General features: G+C 70.9%; 15 protein-coding genes. 5 read left to right on the top strand and 10 right to left on the bottom strand.

Annotated features, from left to right (window positions below):
- Positions 1-52: 52 nt before the first annotated feature.
- The 9 genes from ACZ43N_RS23990 to ACZ43N_RS23950 form a co-directional block, all read right to left on the bottom strand.
- On the bottom strand, positions 53-1,786 hold the full coding sequence (locus tag ACZ43N_RS23990; protein WP_468100227.1) for an RNase A-like domain-containing protein: 1,734 nt from the start codon (positions 1,784-1,786) through the stop codon (positions 53-55).
- On the bottom strand, positions 1,786-2,097 hold the full coding sequence (locus ACZ43N_RS23985; protein WP_468100225.1) for a WXG100 family type VII secretion target: 312 nt from the start codon (positions 2,095-2,097) through the stop codon (positions 1,786-1,788). Before ACZ43N_RS23985 ends, ACZ43N_RS23990 begins: the two co-directional genes overlap by 1 nt.
- Before the next feature lie 35 nt (positions 2,098-2,132).
- Complete coding sequence (locus ACZ43N_RS23980) at positions 2,133-2,567, bottom strand: WXG100 family type VII secretion target (RefSeq protein ID WP_468100223.1); 435 nt, start codon at positions 2,565-2,567, stop codon at positions 2,133-2,135.
- A gap of 386 nt (positions 2,568-2,953) precedes the next feature.
- Positions 2,954-3,511, bottom strand: coding sequence for a hypothetical protein (locus ACZ43N_RS23975; protein WP_468100221.1), 558 nt, complete (start codon positions 3,509-3,511; stop codon positions 2,954-2,956).
- A complete protein-coding gene (locus tag ACZ43N_RS23970; RefSeq protein ID WP_468100219.1) occupies positions 3,508-4,707 on the bottom strand; it encodes a low temperature requirement protein A in 1,200 nt (399 codons plus the stop codon). Before ACZ43N_RS23970 ends, ACZ43N_RS23975 begins: the two co-directional genes overlap by 4 nt.
- 336 nt (positions 4,708-5,043) lie before the next feature.
- Positions 5,044-6,207 (bottom strand): hypothetical protein, encoded by a 1,164-nt coding sequence (locus ACZ43N_RS23965; RefSeq protein WP_468100218.1) that lies wholly within the window; start codon positions 6,205-6,207, stop codon positions 5,044-5,046.
- A gap of 137 nt (positions 6,208-6,344) precedes the next feature.
- Complete coding sequence (locus tag ACZ43N_RS23960) at positions 6,345-7,289, bottom strand: N-acetylneuraminate synthase family protein (protein ID WP_468100217.1); 945 nt, start codon at positions 7,287-7,289, stop codon at positions 6,345-6,347.
- A gap of 13 nt (positions 7,290-7,302) precedes the next feature.
- Positions 7,303-8,682: a cytidylyltransferase domain-containing protein gene (locus ACZ43N_RS23955; protein WP_468100216.1), complete on the bottom strand. Its 1,380-nt coding sequence runs from the start codon at positions 8,680-8,682 to the stop codon at positions 7,303-7,305.
- Positions 8,683-8,717: 35 nt separating this feature from the next.
- Entirely contained in the window at positions 8,718-10,079 is a 1,362-nt protein-coding gene (locus ACZ43N_RS23950; protein WP_468100214.1) for a DUF6716 putative glycosyltransferase, read from the bottom strand.
- A 198-nt stretch (positions 10,080-10,277) separates the two neighbouring features.
- Here ACZ43N_RS23950 and ACZ43N_RS23945 point away from each other — a divergent pair, with 198 nt between their 5' ends.
- From ACZ43N_RS23945 to ACZ43N_RS23930, 4 genes are all read left to right on the top strand, one after another.
- Positions 10,278-11,255, top strand: coding sequence for a glycosyltransferase family 2 protein (locus ACZ43N_RS23945; protein WP_468100212.1), 978 nt, complete (start codon positions 10,278-10,280; stop codon positions 11,253-11,255).
- Positions 11,252-12,586 carry an alpha-2,8-polysialyltransferase family protein gene (locus tag ACZ43N_RS23940; protein WP_468100211.1) on the top strand — a complete coding sequence of 445 codons (1,335 nt, stop codon included), beginning with the start codon at positions 11,252-11,254 and terminating at the stop codon, positions 12,584-12,586. The genes ACZ43N_RS23945 and ACZ43N_RS23940 overlap by 4 nt, the downstream gene beginning before the upstream one ends.
- A gap of 7 nt (positions 12,587-12,593) precedes the next feature.
- Positions 12,594-13,763: an acyltransferase family protein gene (locus tag ACZ43N_RS23935; RefSeq protein WP_468100210.1), complete on the top strand. Its 1,170-nt coding sequence runs from the start codon at positions 12,594-12,596 to the stop codon at positions 13,761-13,763.
- A 166-nt stretch (positions 13,764-13,929) separates the two neighbouring features.
- Complete coding sequence (locus tag ACZ43N_RS23930; protein ID WP_468100209.1) at positions 13,930-14,862, top strand: class I SAM-dependent methyltransferase; 933 nt, start codon at positions 13,930-13,932, stop codon at positions 14,860-14,862.
- A 168-nt stretch (positions 14,863-15,030) separates the two neighbouring features.
- Here the strand turns inward: ACZ43N_RS23930 and ACZ43N_RS23925 are convergent, their stop codons facing one another.
- Positions 15,031-15,735: a TetR/AcrR family transcriptional regulator C-terminal domain-containing protein gene (locus ACZ43N_RS23925; protein WP_468100207.1), complete on the bottom strand. Its 705-nt coding sequence runs from the start codon at positions 15,733-15,735 to the stop codon at positions 15,031-15,033.
- A gap of 70 nt (positions 15,736-15,805) precedes the next feature.
- Between ACZ43N_RS23925 and ACZ43N_RS23920 the strand changes: the two genes are divergently transcribed.
- On the top strand, positions 15,806-17,317 hold the full coding sequence (locus ACZ43N_RS23920) for an FAD-dependent oxidoreductase (RefSeq protein WP_468100206.1): 1,512 nt from the start codon (positions 15,806-15,808) through the stop codon (positions 17,315-17,317).
- Positions 17,318-17,351: the final 34 nt, after the last annotated feature.

Below are 17,351 nucleotides of genomic sequence, written 5' to 3'. Positions count from 1 at the left end.
CCTGAGATCCGTACGACTGTCTTCACCACGGCTGTGACATCTGCCGCGGCCGCTATCTCTCCGGCATCGACGTCAGGACCACGAACGGCGGGTCGAGCGAGTCATCGTATTTCAGGACGGTTCTCACGCCCGTCACATCGATGGCCTCGGCATCCATGCCCTTGTTCTTGAATCCTTCGTTATTGATGTCGTTGGGCTGCTTGGTCACACTTCGGCCACTGTATTCGCCGTTCGGAGCGACCGTGTCGATGGGCAGTTTCAGGTCACCGTTCTCCGCCTTGGGCGGGCGGCCCAGCCACTCCTGGATCTCGGCCGAGTTCACATCGATGTTGTACTGGGTCAACTCCTGGGCCCGCTCAGCCGTGGTGAAGGTGGACGCACCTCCGATCGACGGCTTGCCGTACGGCCAGGCGGCCGTCGGATCCGTACCCTGGTCCCTCAGGCGCTGGGCGAGCTGCTCGTCCGACTTCCCGACGTGCTTGTCGAGAGTGTGGCCGCCGCCCATCCATTCGTTCTCGGCCAGGTCGATCTTGTAGACGCCGTTGTCGGTGTCTTCCCTCTTGGTCCACTGGTGCTCGTGCTTGAACTCGTTGAGCGCCCGGGTGCCGAAGGCCTCGGCTCTCGCCTCCTGCGCGGCGAACCGCGGCGCGCTGCGATGGGCCTCGTTCAAGGGGCCCATGAGAGCGTCGAGTCGGGGCACCAGCGCATCGACCTTGCTGTTGTACGTCGTGACGATGGCGTTCAGCCGGGGGGTGTCCATGTTGAGGACGATGCCCGCCCCCAGTTGCTGGGCGCCCTTGACGGCGCCCTTCACCACGCCCTTGACGAATCCCTTGACGTCGTCCATGCCGACGCCGTCCTTGAGGTTCACCTCGACCTTGGGGATGGCGTCCCGCACGGCCTCGACATAGACGTCCCACACCTCGCGGTTGAGGTAGACGGCTGCCTCGGCGAAGGCGTGGAGAAGGTCGCTGATCTCCTGGGCCGTGTCGAACAGCACCGTCATGACCGGGTGCGTGGAGGTCGGCGACGAAGCGCTGTCGTGCCCCCACTGGTAGCCCTCGCGGCTCTTGCCCCACGCCGTCGTACCCCACAGCGAGCTGCAGAACTTGCGCATGGCGTCGTGCCACTCGCTGTTGCTCTGCTGGGTGATGCTGCTGACGTCGCCGGTCAGCCCGCTCTCCACGACGGAGAGGGCCGAGGTCGTCGCCATCCACGCCTGGGAGAGCGAGTTGAGGTAGTGCTGCTGCGGGAAGGGGTAGACGTCGGCGACCTTGCCCATGCGGAAGGCGTGCTTGACGACCGGGCGCAGCGCGTCCCGGACCGGCTCGGGGACCCATTCGAGGAGCGTACGGATGAAGTCGTCGCCCCCGTCGTCGTCCCCCCATTTCAGGTCCGGGACGGAGCCGTAGTCCGGCTCGGTCTCGATGACCTTCGGCAGGGGCTGGACGACCGCCTTCGTCTTGCCGGTGGCGTCGTTGGCCGCCTCCGCCTTCCCGTAGGCGTTGGCGGTCGCCGTGAAGCCGACCGCCACACCGCCGATGCTGACGACACTCCTGGCCCACACCTCCAGGAAGCGGTCGGCCACCTTGAGGTACGACGCGGCGAAAGCCTGCGGTGATGTGCCGTAACCACCGGCGTCCGGGTACTTGCGCAGGTCCTCGAGCAGGATCTTGACGCCGCGGTCCATCATGGTCTGCTGGCCGGCCACACGGCCCGAGACCCGGAACAGGTCGCTCGGCTTGACGTCGATGGTGCCGCCCTGCCCCGGTGGAGGCGTCCCCATCAGGCTCCTCCCCAGCCGCGCAGCACGGCCTGGTGGGCTGCGGTGTAGTTGATGTGGCCCGTGGTGACGATCTCGTGCAGCCACTTCTGGGCCGCCTGGAGGTCCTGGGCCGAGCGGTCCCACTCGTCCAGCTTCTCCACGAAGATCTCGCGGGCCTCGCCCTCCCAGGAGGTCACGACGGGTACCGCGCGGTCGTAGAGGTCGTCGAGTTTGCCGTTGAGCTTCTTGAGGATGTCCTCCAGTTCGCCGGCGAGTTCGCTGAGGGTGGCGAAGGAGACGCTGATGCGGTCGTCGGGGTGCGCGGTGGACATGGTTTTCCTCGGGTGCTGGTGACGCGGGCGCGGGTTCAGAACGAGTCGAGGCTGCTGCGAGGCTGTGCTGCCGGGGCGGCGGAGGTCGCCGCGTCCGGGTTCGGTGTGGAGAGCTTGTCGACCTCGCTGTCCACGTCGACCTGGATCTGCCGGATGCGAGCCAGTACGTCGAGGTCCTGCTTGTCGAAACCGTCGCGGCTGAGGCGTACGGCCTGTTCCAGATGCCGCATCACTTCGCGGATGCGTACGGCGTCCTCGGCGGCCGCGCGGTGGAACTCGCGGTACGCCGTCGCCGCGGGGCCCTGCCAGCCGGCCTCGACGCGGTCCACGATCCCGTCCATGCGCTTGATCTGCTTGTCCAGGTGGTCCTGCATGTCGTCGAGGTCATCGGCGAGTTTGGTGAGCTTGTCACTGGAGACGCGCAGGTTGCGGCCTCCGGCCTCCCCGCTTGGTATGCCGGGTTCCCCCATGGCGCAACTCCCCCGTCTTCCGTCTCGTCGGCGTCACCGACCATTCGGTTGCGCCAACTCCCGCATTTCGCACGTGCATCCTACGAGTCGGGTTTGCGCTGCCTTCTTCGGGTCACCACCGGGCGGCCGACGCGTGAGGCATCCTCGAACCAGGTACGACGAGGTGGTCCGGGGAGACTCCCGTGAGGCAAAGGCCGAGAGTTCGTTCAGCGAGGAGCTGTAGTGGAGGCCCTTGGTGAGGAAGTCGGCTGGGCCGCCGTGTTCGGTGGACAACCGGGTGTGGTCGCCGGGGGGATCGGGGGTGGCTCCGTCTCCCGCCTCGGCGCCCGGAGACGAGGGTCGGTGACTGGCGCCGTGAGCCGTTCCCTTCAGTCGCCTCGGCCGTATCAGTCGTCGTAGAAGCCCCAAAAGGCTCCGACCTCGGTCTCCGACACCACCACGGCACCGCAGTCGGCGGTGTACTTGGACAGACACGTGAACTGGTTCACGGGCCTCAGGAGGTCCAGGTTCGGGTCATCGTGGGCCGAGGAGCAGTTGGTGTAGTGGTGCGCGGTGGGGCCGAACCTGGCCAGGACCGTGGCCGCGCTGTGGAAGAGGCGCTCCTTGTGGCGGTCGAAGTCGGGGATGTTCTCCGCCTGGAACAGAGGGGCCCTGAGGGCGACGAGGAGCTCGGTCGCGGACTTCTCCGTGATCTCGAAAAGGCTGCGGCTGACGGCCTCGCCGTTCCATTTGTGGAACGGAGCGGTGTCGGCACTCAGGTCGTCGGCGCAAAGGGGGGCGTGATTCACACTCAGCCAGCCGCGGGGGTCATGGGTGTCAAGGGTCAGCAGCTCGGAGAGATCGTGGCGCCAGTCCTCGCGGGTGCGGGGTCCGACCGCCGCGAAGGTCCAGGCGCCGAACAGGTCGGTGACGGCGGTGCTCCAGGATGCGGCGTCGGCCTTCACATCGACTCCTCGGCCACGCTCGTCCTTCTGCCGTGCAACAACAGCAGCGCAGTGAGCGCGGCGGACAGGATCGCCAGGGCCAGGAGAGCCGGGACCAAGGTCACCGCCGGCCCCGCTGCCAGGCAGGCCGTGCCGCCGATGAGGAGGAGCGGGAAGTGCCGGCCCGTCGTGCGGAGCAGGATCGCGGCCGAGGCGAGGAGGAAGAGGCCCGCTCCGCCCGCGAGGGCCCACGCGGGCATGCCGTGCAGGGGCTCGGTCAGGCCGTAGTGGTCGGTGTCGGCGACCTGCTGGAGGGTCTTCTTCATGCCGAGGGCGGTGATGACCACACCCGCCACCAGGGGCAGGTGGAGGAACGTGTAGACATCGCGGGCCAGGACCGTGCGGGCGTCGCCCGTCAGTTCGGCGAGGCGGTGTTCCGGGCGCTCGCACACCCCGTGGAAGTACAGGCGCCACAGCGCGGCCGCGACCAGGAGGCCGAGGGAGGCCGCGACGAGCACGGGGACCGTCACGGGATAGCCGGTCACGCCCACGCCGATCGCGACGATCGACTCGCCGAGCGCGATGATGACGATCAGGCCGTGGCGTTCGGAGAAGTGCGCCGGAGAGGCCACTTTCCAGCCCGACTTGCCCGTGATGAAGATGCCCGCGTAGTCGATCGCGACGGCGGAGAGCCAGATCAGGATGCGCGGCACGCCCTCGAAGGCCGCGCCCAGCAGCAGCAGCGCGAACGGCGGCAGGACCGACAGCAGGGCCGTACGGCGCAGGGTGGCGCGCAGGGCCTTGTCGTCCGGGTCGGAGAGCCAGTACGTCGTCAGGTGCAGGACGCGGACCGCGCCGTAGCAGACCACGAAGAGCAGGGGGGCGGGGAGGCCGCCCGTGGCGTCGGCGTAGACGTCGGGGACCGTCAGCGAGACGATCAGGACCACGGCCATCACCGACACCAGCACCGCGAACATGCCGCCGGAGTCGGCGCGTACGACGTTGCCGAGCCAGGCGAAGCAGCACCAGCACCACCACAGAAGGGCCAGCACGACCATGCCTCCCAGCAGGCGCAGGGCCGTGGGGTCGTCCGCCATCAGGGCGGTGACCTGGGTGATCGCGTAGACGAAGACCAGGTCGAAGAAGAGCTCGGCGGGGGTGACCTTGTGGCCGTCCGCCGTCGGTGTCAGCCGGGTGCGTTCGCCGTGTGTCGTCACTGTTCCCAACTCCCCCATGGGGGCGGCACTTCGCCCGCGCCCCGTCCACGCGGCACGATAACCGGGGAAGCCCGCGCTCCGGATGCGCCGGGACCGCGCGGTGCGTCGGTTCCTCGCGGCGGGCCCCGGCCCGCCGCCAGGACCTGTCGTTGGGGTCTCGCCTGGTCCGCGGGGCGTGGCACGCGCATCTGCCGCGTTGTCGTCAGTCGCCTACTCCCCCACGCTCGAACAACCTCGCGCGGGGGACCCCCGTCGCGTCGACTCCCTCCGCCGCCTTGCAGCCGCACGCACCACGCCCCGCTCACCGGCAGAGTCGACGCACCGAAAGCCCGACCACTAGACCGGCGCCACCGACGACAGGCGGTGCACGTCCCTCGCCGTGCCGGTCACCCCGGACAGGAAGCCCTGGGCGCGCGGGGAGGCGGTCTCGGTCAGCCAGCTGGGGTCGATGTCGCAGACGGCGACGCGAACCTCGGTGCCCGCCAGGGCCAGCGGCAGGGTGTGGACCACGGTCGACGGGAAGCTGAGGATGGTGCGGCCGATGGGGCCGCGGCGGGCGATCAGTTCGAGGGGGAGGTCGGGGCGGACGATCTCCAGGCCCGTCTCGGCCGCGAGGGTGTGGAGCTTCTCGGAGCTCTCACGGCGGTGGGCGAAGTAGCGGGTCGCGCCGTGGGCCCCGGCGAGGGAGCGGACCGCTTGGAGGTAGCGGTCGCCGTCCACCACGCCGGTCTCCACCAGGGAGGTGCCGACGAGGTCCGCGCCCTTGGTGATGCGGGGCGGGCCGAAGCGGGACCGGGTCCAGGCGAAGTCGTTGGCGGTGACGGTGACGCCGTCGGGGGCCTCGTCGATCGGCATGGAGGAGAAGACCTCGACGCGCCGGCCGGCGGCCGGGGTCAGCCGTCTGCGGGCCCTGGCGGAGACCGGGGCGAAGACCAGGTCCCGGGGACCGGGGCGGCCGCCCTTGCGGTGCCAGCGGACCAGGCGTTCGCCGCGGGCCAGCTGGGAGACGAACTCCATGGTGGCGGTGCCGTCGTCGACCACGACGACCTCGGGTGCCTTGGTGATCGTCAGGAGGAGCTGGACGTAGCGGGAGAAGGGGTCGCCCAGGACGACGCGCCGCGCGGCGCGCAGCAGCGGGGTGAGCCCGCCGACGGTGCGGAACGGGGCCGCCGTCCCGCCGCGTGCCTCCTCCCAGCGCACCTCGTGGCCCTCGTCCCGCGCCAGCTCCGCCATCCGGCGCAACTGGCCTCGGGTCATGGGGTCGTTGGGTGAGAGGACGACCAGGGTGAGCCCCGTGCCGGACGCCCCGGGCGACGGCCGCACGCCGTAGGAGGCGGCGAGGCCGGAGGGTGCCCCCGGCTCGGAGGCCGGCCCCGTGCCGGGGGCCTGCAGCGTGCCGAGGGCGTGGGTGTGGGCCCACTCGAGCACGTTCAGGAGCTGTACCGGGCTCTCGACGAAGGCGAGAGTGTGGGGGCCGGCGGTTCCGGCACGGGGGCTCATCGACGTACGACCGTCGCTTCCGTGAGTACGGATCTTCTGGGGGTGGGTGGGTTTCGCTCGCCTGCGCGTGCAGGGTGCCGCCGCGCCCACCCGTGCCACCCCGGCGGCGCGACTGCCCGCAGCTGCGGCGGCAGCGGTCAGACGCCGACCGGCTCGCCCGCGGCCGCCGCGATCTCCGCCTCGGCGACGACGCCGGTGACACGGCGCAGCTTCTTCATGGGGCCGAGCTCGGAGTCGTAGACCTTCTTGACGCCGTCGCCGAGGGAGGCCTCGATGGTGCGGATGTCGCGGACCAGGCGGGTGAGGCCCTGCGGCTCGACGGAGGCGGCCTGGTCGGAGCCCCACATCGCGCGGTCGAGGGTGATGTGGCGCTCGACGAAGGTGGCGCCGAGGGCGACCGCGGCGAGTGTGGTCTGCAGGCCCGTCTCGTGGCCGGAGTAGCCGATCGGGACGTTCGGGTACTCGGCCTGGAGGGTGTTGATGACGCGGAGGTTCAGCTCCTCGGCCTTCGCCGGGTACGTCGAGGTGGCGTGGCAGAGCAGGATGTTGTCCGAGCCGAGGACCTCGACCGCGTGGCGGATCTGCTTCGGGGTGGACATACCGGTGGAGAGGATGATCGTGCGGCCCGTGGCGCGGAGCGCGCGCAGCAGCTCGTCGTCGGTCAGGGAGGCGGAGGCCACCTTGTGGGCGGGGACGTCGAACTTCTCCAGGAAGGCGACGGCCTCGGTGTCCCACGGGGAGGCGAACCAGGCGATGCCCTTCTCCTTGCAGTACGCGTCGATCTGGCGGTACTCGTCCTCACCGAACTCCACGCGGTGGCGGTAGTCGATGTAGGTCATGCGGCCCCAGGGGGTGTCGCGCTCGATGTCCCACTGGTCGCGGGGGGTGCAGATCTCGGGGGTGCGCTTCTGGAACTTGACGGCGTCGCAGCCGGCCTCGGCGGCGACGTCGATCAGCTTGAAGGCGTTCTCCAGCTCGCCGTTGTGGTTGATGCCGATCTCGCCGCAGATGTAGACGGGCTGGCCGGGGCCGGCGATGCGCTCGGTACCGAAGGTGCGGAGGCGGGAGTTGATGGCAGACATGGCGGAACGTTCCTTACTTGTCGAGGGGGTCGAGAGAGTCGAGAGAGGGACCGAGGATCCAGCCGGCGATCTCCCGGATCGCGCCTTCGCCACCGGGGACGGTGGTGACCGCGCGTGCGGCGCCGCGCACGACGTCGTGGGCGCTGCCGACCGCCACGGGCCAGCCCACGAGGGCGAAGCACGGGAGGTCGTTGACGTCGTTGCCGACGTAGAGCACGCGCTCGGGCGCGATGCCCTGTTCCTCGCACCACTGCTTCAGGGCGAGGTCCTTCCGGTCGATGCCGTGGAGCACCGGGATCTGCAGCTTCCGGGCCCGGGCGGCCACGACCGGATTCTGTTCCGTGGACAGGATCAGCATCTTCAGGCCGCTCCTGCGGAGGGCCGCGATGCCGAGTCCGTCGCCGCGGTGCACGGAGACGAACTCCCGTCCGTCGGAGTCGATCAGCACCCGGTCATCGGTCTGGGTGCCGTCGAAGTCGAGGACTACGGCGTCGATGTCGTCGTAGGTGGGGAGGGCGCCGGGCCGGTTCGCGTCGAAGAGCGGCGCGAGGGCCTGGGCGCGGGCGAGGTCGTGCGGGTCGTCGATCTCCAGGACCCGCGCGGGGTCGGTGCGGACGAGTTCCGTACGGCCGAAGAAGCGGTGCTGGTGCTTGCGGAGTCCGGCCGCGTCCATGGCGTAGGCGGCACCGGTCTCCAGCAGGTCCTGGGGGCGGTCCTGACGGCGGGGTCGGAACGACTTGTCGTGGTTGACGCCGTAACCGCCGGTTTCGGTGTCGGCGGGCTCGAGGTGGCCGTCGCCCCCTGGCTCGGGACCGGTGCCGGAGCCGGCGTGGGTGGTGTCGGCCTCCGCGTGCGTCGCCGCGCCGCCGACCGCCGACGCGCCGACGCGGTTCGCGTCGCCGCCGGTGAACTCGTCCGCCGTGTCCCGCCAGATGAAGCCGTGGAACGGGGCGACCGTGAGCGCCGTGTCGGCGCCGTGTTCGACGACGGCGCGGGCCACGCCGTCGATGTCCTCGCGGAGGATGAACGGGCTGGTGCACTGGACGAGGAGGACCACGTCGACGGCGGCGCCGTGGAGTGCCTCGTGGGCGTCGAGGGCGTGCAGGACGGCGGCCTCGGAGGTGGCGGTGTCGCCGGCGATGGCGGCGGGGCGCAGGACGACCTCGGCGCCGGACTCGCGGGCGGCGGCGGCGATGGCGTGGTCGTCGGTGGAGACGACGACGTCGGTCACCAGCCGGGCGGCCCTGCACTCGCGGACCGCGCGGGCCACCAGGGGCACACCGCCGACGGGGGCGAGGTTCTTCGCGGGGACGCCCTTGGAGCCGCCGCGGGCGGGGATGACGGCGAGGACGCGGCGTACGGAGGGCGCTCGGTCCGCTTCCTGGTGGGACATCAATGGAGCTCCTTGCGAGGACGACGGGTGGCGGCTCACAGCTCCCCCATCCGCCGGATGACGGGTGCCACGCGCTGCACCCCGTGCCGGTAGGCGCCGCGCGCCGCCCGGCGCACGATCTGCCGTACGGGTCCGGCCTGCCGGTCGGCGGCGGGTGCCCCCGGCAGCGGGCTGCCGTCGGGACCGAGGTTGTGGCGGGCGAGGATGCCGGGCAGATAGCCGGGCGCGGTGACGGGGGTGTAGTACGGCGTGAGGGGCGGGAGTTCGGCGGCGACCAGCTTGGCGATGCGGTCGCGGGCGGCGTCGAAGGCGGTGGCGTACGAGCCTTCCCCGGCGGGGGTGTCCCCGGCGGCGACGCCCTGCCGGGCCACCCAGTCGGGGTCGGGCGCCGGCTCGTGCCCGGCGTCCAGCTGGTCCCAGGAGGCCAGGCATCCGGAGCCGACGAAGTGGTGGTTGCCGAGGGCCTCGCGGATCCCGAGGTCGGTGAGGACCACGGTGGGGATCCGGCGGTGCAGCGACTCCAGGGCGGCCGTGGAGCTGATGGTGACGAGTAGGTCGGTGGTGTCGAGGATCTCGCCCATGTGCCCGTAGACCAGGCGGAAGTTGGGTGGCAGATCGGTCTTCTGTGCCAGCTTCTGGTAGGGCAGTTCCTCGATGTGCGTGGTGTGCTCGCCCGGCTTGGAGCGCAGCTTCAGCAGGACCTGGCGGTCCGGGTGCAGCCTGGCGTGCTGGATGAGCCGGTTCAGCAGGTACGTACGGTCCTTGCGGTTGTCCGGGACGGACGGCTGGACCGCGAAGACGACCGTGTAGGGCCTGCCCCCCGGCTGCGCCGAGGGGTCGTTCGCGCCCTCGTACGGCTTGCCGCCGAGGAAGGGCAGCGCGACCTCGGTGACCGAGGAGGCGTCGGCCCCGACCCCCTCGTACACGGCGCGGAAACGCTCCGCGTCCTGACGGGAGTTGGCGAGGACGATGTCCGCGCCGTGCCGCAGGAGCAGACCGTCGGCGAGCTTCTCGTAGACGACACCGACATAGCCGGTGACGACGACGGGCCGCCTGCTCCGGGCGCCCCAGGCGTGCCGCAGGCCGTGCAGCATCGCCTGGACGCCGCCGCCCACGAGGGCCAGCACGAGGACGTCGTACGACTCTGCCGCCTCCGGTGCGCCGAGGGCGCGCAGGAACTCGACGCCCGTCACCTCGCGCAGGGAGTCGGGGCGGACACCGACCTCCTGGAGCTGGCGGGCGGTGGGGGTGGCACGGCCGCGCAGGAGGAAGCCGTCCAGGCGGATGTCCGCGCCCTCGGGGGCGAGGCGGCTCGCGGTGAGCGCGCCCCATTTCCACCGGGTGTCGGAATCGGCGAGAACGGCGACTCGCAGGCTGTTCGTAGCACTTGCTGGCACATCGAAGACGCTAGGAAGGGATTCCGTTGATCGGCCCAACCCGAATGCAACAAAGGGTTAACAGCGCGTCGACGAATAGCGAATCGGGCCGTGGAACGCCGGGAAATGCGCCTGGTTCACGGTACCGCCACGCGTCGTTCACCTGGCATCAAGCGGGTGGTCAAGACGAATGCCGGAGGGCCGCCTAACGTCACAGGGGTGGTCAAGCTCTCCGTCATCGTGCCGTTCTACAACGTGCAGCAATACGCGCCCGACACCCTGAAGAGCCTCAGAGCGAACGCGCGTGAGGACTTCGAATTCATTCTCGTCGACGACTGCTCGCGCGACGGGACACCGGACATCCTCGCGCGCGCGGAGCGCGAGCTGCCGGGCGCCGTGTATGTCAGACACGAGCAGAACGGAGGACTGGCGACCGCGCGCAACACGGGCATCGACAAGGCCCGCGGCGAGTACCTGACGTTCCTCGACGGGGACGACTGGCTCGCCCCCGGCTACTACCCTCAACTGGTATCCGCCATCGAGGAGTTGGGCTGCGACTTCGTCCGTACGGACCATGTTCAGTGCACCGCGCGGGCCCGTTCGGTCCACCGGGTGCCCAACGGGCGGCGGGGCGTGGTGATGAACCCGCGTGACGCGATCCTTCCGGCGGACCGCTCCACCTCCGTCGACTACGCGTACGCCTGGGCGGGCGTCTACCACCGCCGGCTGGTCGAGCGGGGGTTGCTGCACTTCACCCACGGGCTGCGTACGGCGGAGGACCGGCCCTGGATCTGGAAGCTGCACCGGGAGGCGGAATCCTTCGCGACGGTGGGTCTGCTGGGTGTCTTCTACCGGCGCGGAGTGTCCTCTTCCCTCACCCAGATCGGTGACGTACGCCAGCTGGATTTCATTCGCGCATTCGACCAGGTCATCGCGGAAACCGCGAAGGACCGGGACGCGGACAAACTCCTCCCCAAGGCCGTGCGCACGTATTGCGCGATCATCTCCCACCATTTGGGATCCATCGAAAGGTTCGAGCCGGCGGTGGCACGGAAACTGAAGTCGATGAGCGCGGTCGCGCTGCGCCGAATGCCGCAGGGCGTGCTGGACGAGGCGCTCGACTCCATGGACGTCCAGCGCGCGACGCGGCTTCGCCGGCTGCGCCGCCGTCCCGCCTCGACGGGGGTCGCCGCGTGACCACGCAGATCTTCATGGCGTCCACGCTGTACGGCACGGCCACTCTGGCCGCCGCCCTGGACACCGAGTGCTTCCGCCCGGCCGACCGGCGCATCCTGTTGATCTCCAACAACGCGGCGACGCCGGAGACGACCCCCGCCCTGGACGAGATGCCCGGCTTCGAGCGGCTTGGCGCCCGCTTCGACGACATCATCTCCTGGAACGAGACCATCTCCCCGTTCCATCCCGGCGGCTGGTCCCCGCGCCTGGACGACGTGCCCCTGTGGGAACGGCATCTGCGGCTGCTGTGGGGCCTCGGCGACGACGACGTCGAGCTGGCGGTGGAGTCCATCCAGGTCCACCCGGCGCTCGGCTTCACCCAGATCTTCACCGGCGCGCCCGTCACCGTGTACGCGGACGGCCTGATGAGCTACGGCCCCACCCGCAACAAGATCGACCCGCTGGTCGGCACCCGTATCGACCGGCTGCTCCATCTGGACCTGGTGCCGGGCCTGGAGCCGCTCCTGCTGACCGAGTTCGGCGTCCCGGCCCAGATCGTGCCGACGGACGCCTTCGTGAAGGTCCTCGCCGAACTGGTCGACACCGGTGACGCGCTGCCCGCCGTCGAGGAGCCGGCGCTGATGCTCGGCCAGTACCTCTCCGCGCTCGGCATCCTCACCGCCGAGGAGGAGGAGGACCTCCACGTACGGATGCTGAAGGGCGCGGTGGCGCTCGGGCACACCCGGGTGGTGTTCAAGCCGCACCCCAGCGCTCCGGCGCGCTGGTCGCGCGGGCTGGAGAAGGAGGCGGAGCGGCTCGGCGCCGACCTCATGGTGCTCGACACGCCGGTCCTCGCCGAGGTGCTCTACCAGCGGATGCGTCCGGCGCTGGTGGTCGGCTGCTTCTCCACGGCCCTGCTCACCGCCTCCGCGCTGTACGGTCTGCCGGTGGCCCGGGTCGGCACCGGGACCCTGCTGGAACGGCTCGCGCCGTACGAGAACAGCAACCGGGTGCCGGTCACCGTCGTGGACGCGCTGCTGCCGGAGCTGGGCGACCGGGCGGCGGTGGCCGCGCAGAAGCCCGGCATGACCGTGGCGGACCTCAACCGGCTGGTCCGCGCGGTGGGGTACGCCATGCAGTCCAAGATCTACCCGTCGCTGCGCACGGAGGCCGAGTCGTATCTGACGCGGCATCTGAGCACCCATGCCCTGCGCTACTTCAAGCGGCGCCGCCTCACCTCGCTGGGTCTGCCCGGCGGTATCCCGGTCCAGCTCGCGTTCATCCCGCGCAACGCGACCGTGCGAAGAGTCGCGCGCCGGGCCAGGTCCTTCAAGCGGGCGACCTTGGGGTGAGCGCGGGGTGACCGCGAAGAGCACGACGCTTCCGACGCTCTCACCGGAGGCGAGCACCACCGCACGTCCCACCCCTGCCGCGGCCCCGGGGACAGCCGGGGCGCGCGGCGCACATCGTCCCGCGCCCCGGCTGTACGCCCTCGACGGGCTGCGGCTCCTCGCCGCTCTCTCGGTCGCGGCCTACCACTACGGAGGCCGCGACGGGGAGATCGGGAAGGCGTGGGGGTCCTCGCCCGCCGCGCAGTTCCCGACCGCGCACAGCTGGTTCGCCTACGGCTGGGCGGGCGTGCAGGCGTTCTTCGTGATCAGCGGTTTCGTCATCTGCGCCAGCGGCTGGGGGCGTTCGGTCCAGTCGTTCCTCGCGTCCCGCGCGGCCCGGCTGCTGCCCGCGTACTGGGTGGCGGTCGTCCTCGTCGCGGCGGTCCTCGCCCTGCCGGGCATGACGTTCGCGCGGGTGTCGGCGAGCGAGTTCCTGGTCAACCTGACCATGCTGCAGATGCCGCTGGGCGCGGACCGCGTCCTCGGGGTGTGCTGGACGCTGTGGGCGGAGGTCCGGTTCTACGTCCTGTTCGCGCTGTGCGTCGTCCTGCCCGGGGTGACCCGGAGACGGGTCATCTGGTTCTGCGGCGGCTGGACACTGGCCGCGACCCTGGCCGAGGCCTCAAGGGAACCGTTCCTGCAGCTGGTGCTGATGCCGGAGTACGCGTCGCTGTTCATCGGCGGCATCGGCCTCTACCTGGTGCACCGGGACCGCCGCGACACCACCGCCTGGCTGATCGTGGCCTTCAGTCTGCTGCTGAGCCAGTACCACACGGTCCGGGACATGTGGCACGCGCCGAACGACGCCTTCTTCTCGTACCGCCCCCAACTGGGCATCGTTCTCGCCGTCACCCTCGGCTTCGTGGCCGTCGGCGCGGTGGCGCTGGGCCGGCTCGACTGGGTGAACTGGCGCTGGCTGACCACCGCCGGCGCGCTGACCTACCCCTTCTACCTGGTCCACGAGCATCTGGGCTGGCCGGTGGTGCAGGCGCTGCACCAGGAGCTGGGCCTGTCCTCCTCGCTGACGCTCGCGGTCACCGTGGCGCTGATGCTGCTGCTCGCGTGGCTGCTCCACCACGGGGTCGAACGGCCGCTGCAGCCACGGCTGCGCGCGTCACTTCAGGGACGCCGTCGTTGAACCCGAAATTGTCCCAGTGTTCACCCAGGTCAGGGGTTCGAAACGGCCTGCGCGGAGAGGCTCCGCAGCATCCTTGACCGGGTCAGGGGCTTCTCATAGGTTCCTGGCCCGTTCGCCTGTTCGCCTCGTCGACGCAAGAGAGTCTTCCGTTCTCATGACCTCTGAAATGACCTCTGAACAAGGCACGATCCGGCTACCCCGGGAACTCGACGACGTCCCCGGCTGGTTCCCGGTGCTCGACCAACTCCTCTTCGACTGGTTCCTCGACCGGCAGGAGGCCGCGGGTGAGCGGGGTGACCTCCTGGAAGTCGGCGTCTACATGGGCAAGAGCGCCGTCTTCCTCGGCCGCCACCTCCAGGAGGGCGAGGCCTACACGGTCTGCGACCTCTTCGAGAGCGACGCCCCCGACGACGCCAACGCGGCGGAGGCCACCAAGTCGTACCGCAGCACACTGACCCGTCGGGCCTTCGAGGCGAACTACCTCGCCTTCCACGGCGAGCTGCCCCGCGTCCTGCAAGGGCCCAGTTCGATCGTCCCCGGCGAGGTCAAGCCGCGCTCGTGCCGTTTCGTGCACATCGACGCGTCCCACCTCTACGAGCACGTCCGGGGCGACATCACCGCCGCCCGCGACATCCTGCTCCCCGGCGGCGTCGTCGTCCTCGACGACTTCCGCTCCGAGCACACCCCCGGGGTGTCGATCGCCGCCTGGGAGGCCGTCCTCAACCGGGGCCTGAACCCCATCTGCCTGAGCACCCAGAAGCTCTACGGCACCTGGGACGACCCCGAGCCGCTCCAGGAGGCCCTGCTGGAGATGGTCGCCGGGCGCGACGACTGCCACCTCAGCAACCAGCGGGCCGCCGGCCACCGCATCATCCGCCTCAAGTCCAAGGGCATGAAGGCCCCGGCCTTCCCCAAGTCCCGCCACTGGACGCCTCCCGAGCCGACCGATCGGACCGGGCCTGCGGCCACCGCCGCACAGCCGCAGCCGCGGCCCCGGCCGCCCCGGAGCGGTGCCCGCCGACTGGCCGTGGACCTGTTGCCGCCGGTGGTGACCAGGGCGATTCGAAGGGCACGGGCTCGGAGGGGGCCGGGGAAGTAGAGAGAAGCAGGGGGCGCTGCCGTGCGGGGGTGAACCGCGGGCGGAGTGTGGCTGGTCGCGCGGTTCCCCGCGCCCCATTCGGGGCTGCGCCCCTCAGGGCGGACCCGGCCCGCTCCCCCGCGTCCCCTTGAGGGCTGCCGGCCCTCGGCACAGGTCGGGCGCGGCCGGTTACTCCCCCGCCTTCCTCAACGTCGCTCCGATCCCCACGAGGACCGCCTCCAGCCCCGCCTCGAAGCCCTGTTCATGGTCCTGGAAGATCTCCCAGCCCGCCTCCGCCGCCAGCGGGAACCCCTCCAACCGCTCGGCGCGCGCAGCGAGGTCGTACCCCTCCGCACCCCCCACCGGATCCGGCCCCATCGCCTGTTCCTCGATGACGTACCCGATCGTGTAGCTGTACGCCGTGAGCCAGGCCCGTGCGGCACCCGCAGGGCTGAACCCCGCCGCCGTGAGCATCCGCAGATGCGCCTCCATGGGCTCGGCGTACGACATGTCGGTGAAGCGCGTGCCGCTGTACACCTTCGCGCCGTCGCGGTAGCGCAGCAGATGCTCCCGCATGCCCCGCATGCGCGCCCGCAGCCCCTCCTGCCAGTCGACGCCCCCGCCCTCCACGGCGTCCCCGCTCACGGAGCCCGCTGTCCCGCCTGACGGCATCCCGGCCCAGTCCGCCGCCATCCGGCGGACCATCTCGGTCGCCATCTCGTCCAGCAGGTCCTGCTTGTTCTTGAAGTGCCAGTACAACGCGGGTGCCTGGACGTCGAGCTCCTTGGCGATCACCCGGAGGCTCAGCCCCTCCAGGCCGACCTCGTTCAGCAACCGCAGGGCCGTCTCGGCGACCTGCTTCTTGTCCAGCTTCGGGGATTTCCTGGGAACCACATTGACAGCTTAACGGCGTTAAGCGCATGCTGTCACCCCTCGGCACTTAACACCGTTAAGGAAAGCTCGTATGAATGAAACCCCGCACACCACGGACGTCCTGATCGTCGGCGCGGGCCCCACCGGCCTCGCCCTCGCGGTCGACCTGACCCGCCGCGGTATCCGCGCCCTGCTGGTGGAGCGGGCCGCAGCCCTGTTCCCCGGGTCGCGCGGCAAGGGCATGCAGCCGCGCACGCTGGAGGTCATGGACGACCTCGGCGTCCTCGACGCGGTCCTCGCCGCCGGCGGCCCCGCACCCGTCGGCATGATCTGGAGCCTCGGACGCCGACAGGGCGAGCACCGGATGTTCGACGACGTGGAACCGACGGAGGCCGAGCCCTGCCCGGGCCCCTGGCTGATCCCGCAGTGGCGTACGCAGGAGATCCTGCTGGCCCGGCTGCGGGAGCTGGGCGGCGACGTGGTCTTCGACCGCGAGCTGGTGGGACTGGTCCAGGACCCCGACGGCGTCACGGCGTCCTTCGCCCACGGCCCCGGGGTCCGCGCCCGCTACGCCGTCGCCGCCGACGGGGGCCGGTCCACCGTCCGCCGCCTCCTCGGCATCGGCATGACCGGCGAGACCGTGGACCCCACACCGACCCTGGTGGCCGACGTACGCATCCCGTCCCTCGATCGCGACAACTGGCATGTGTTCCCGCCCGCGGCCGAACCGGACGGCGCCCTGGGCGCGGACCCGGCGGGAGCGGCGCGACCCGCCCGCCCAGGCTCCCTGACCGGCGGCTTCATGGCGATCTGCCCGCTCCCCGGTACCGACGACTTCCAGCTGGTCGCCAACTTCCCCGACCCCCGGACCGTGGTGGACCTGTCTCCCGACGGCATCCGCAAGGTGGTCGCCGCCCGCTCGCACCTCGCGGCCGGGGAGGTGACGGAGGTGCGCTGGGCGTCCGATTTCCGGCCCCGGGCCGCGCTCGCGGACCGTTTCCGCGAGGGACGCGTGTTCCTCGCCGGGGACGCCGCGCACGTCCACTCGCCCGCCGGGGGCCAGGGTCTCAACACCAGCGTGCAGGACGCCTACAACCTGGGGTGGAAGCTGGGGGCGGTGCTGCGCGGCGGCACCGACGAGACCCTGCTGGACACCTACGAGGAGGAGCGGCGACCGGTGGCCGCGGCCGTGCTCGGTCTGTCCACGCGGGTCCACCGGGGCGAGGAGCGCCGGGGCCGCGCCACCCGCCAGCTCGGCCTCGGCTACCGGGGTGCCTCCCTCAGCGTCGACACCCGCGAGAGCCTCCCCCCGGACGCCCTCCGCGCCGGCGACCGCGCACCCGACGGCCGGCGTGGCGGCGTACGTCTCTTCGACGCCTTCCGCGGCCCGCACTGGACGCTGCTCACGGTCGGCACCGAGGCCACGGACCTCCCGGAGCTACGGGAGGTCCCACCGGTCCGCATACCGTCCTACGAGGCGTACGGCACCGGGGTCTTCCTCGTCCGCCCGGACGGCTACGTCGGCTGGGCGGGCGGGACGGCGAGCGGCCTGCGCCGGTACGCGGCCCGCGTGGGCCTCGTCCGCAGCGCCGTGACTCCCTGAGGGCTGATCCCCGGCGGGCGCACGACGCCCGGGA

This window comes from Streptomyces sp. NPDC030814, from assembly GCF_055572155.1.
The sequence above is the reverse complement of the archived record's forward strand: the minus strand, read 5'-3'. Positions and strand labels throughout refer to the sequence as shown.

Excerpts from the sequence above, each read along its gene's own strand:
- ACZ43N_RS23985 (WP_468100225.1), bottom strand. The coding sequence starts at position 2,097 with ATGTCCACCGCGCACCCCGACGACCGCATCAGCGTCTCCTTCGCCACC.
- ACZ43N_RS23960 (WP_468100217.1), bottom strand. The coding sequence starts at position 7,289 with ATGTCTGCCATCAACTCCCGCCTCCGCACCTTCGGTACCGAGCGCATC.
- ACZ43N_RS23955 (WP_468100216.1), bottom strand. The coding sequence starts at position 8,682 with ATGTCCCACCAGGAAGCGGACCGAGCGCCCTCCGTACGCCGCGTCCTC.
- ACZ43N_RS23965 (WP_468100218.1), bottom strand. The coding sequence starts at position 6,207 with ATGAGCCCCCGTGCCGGAACCGCCGGCCCCCACACTCTCGCCTTCGTC.
- ACZ43N_RS23990 (WP_468100227.1), bottom strand. The coding sequence starts at position 1,786 with ATGGGGACGCCTCCACCGGGGCAGGGCGGCACCATCGACGTCAAGCCG.
- ACZ43N_RS23920 (WP_468100206.1), top strand. The coding sequence starts at position 15,806 with ATGAATGAAACCCCGCACACCACGGACGTCCTGATCGTCGGCGCGGGC.
- ACZ43N_RS23980 (WP_468100223.1), bottom strand. The coding sequence starts at position 2,567 with ATGGGGGAACCCGGCATACCAAGCGGGGAGGCCGGAGGCCGCAACCTG.
- ACZ43N_RS23930 (WP_468100209.1), top strand. The coding sequence starts at position 13,930 with ATGACCTCTGAACAAGGCACGATCCGGCTACCCCGGGAACTCGACGAC.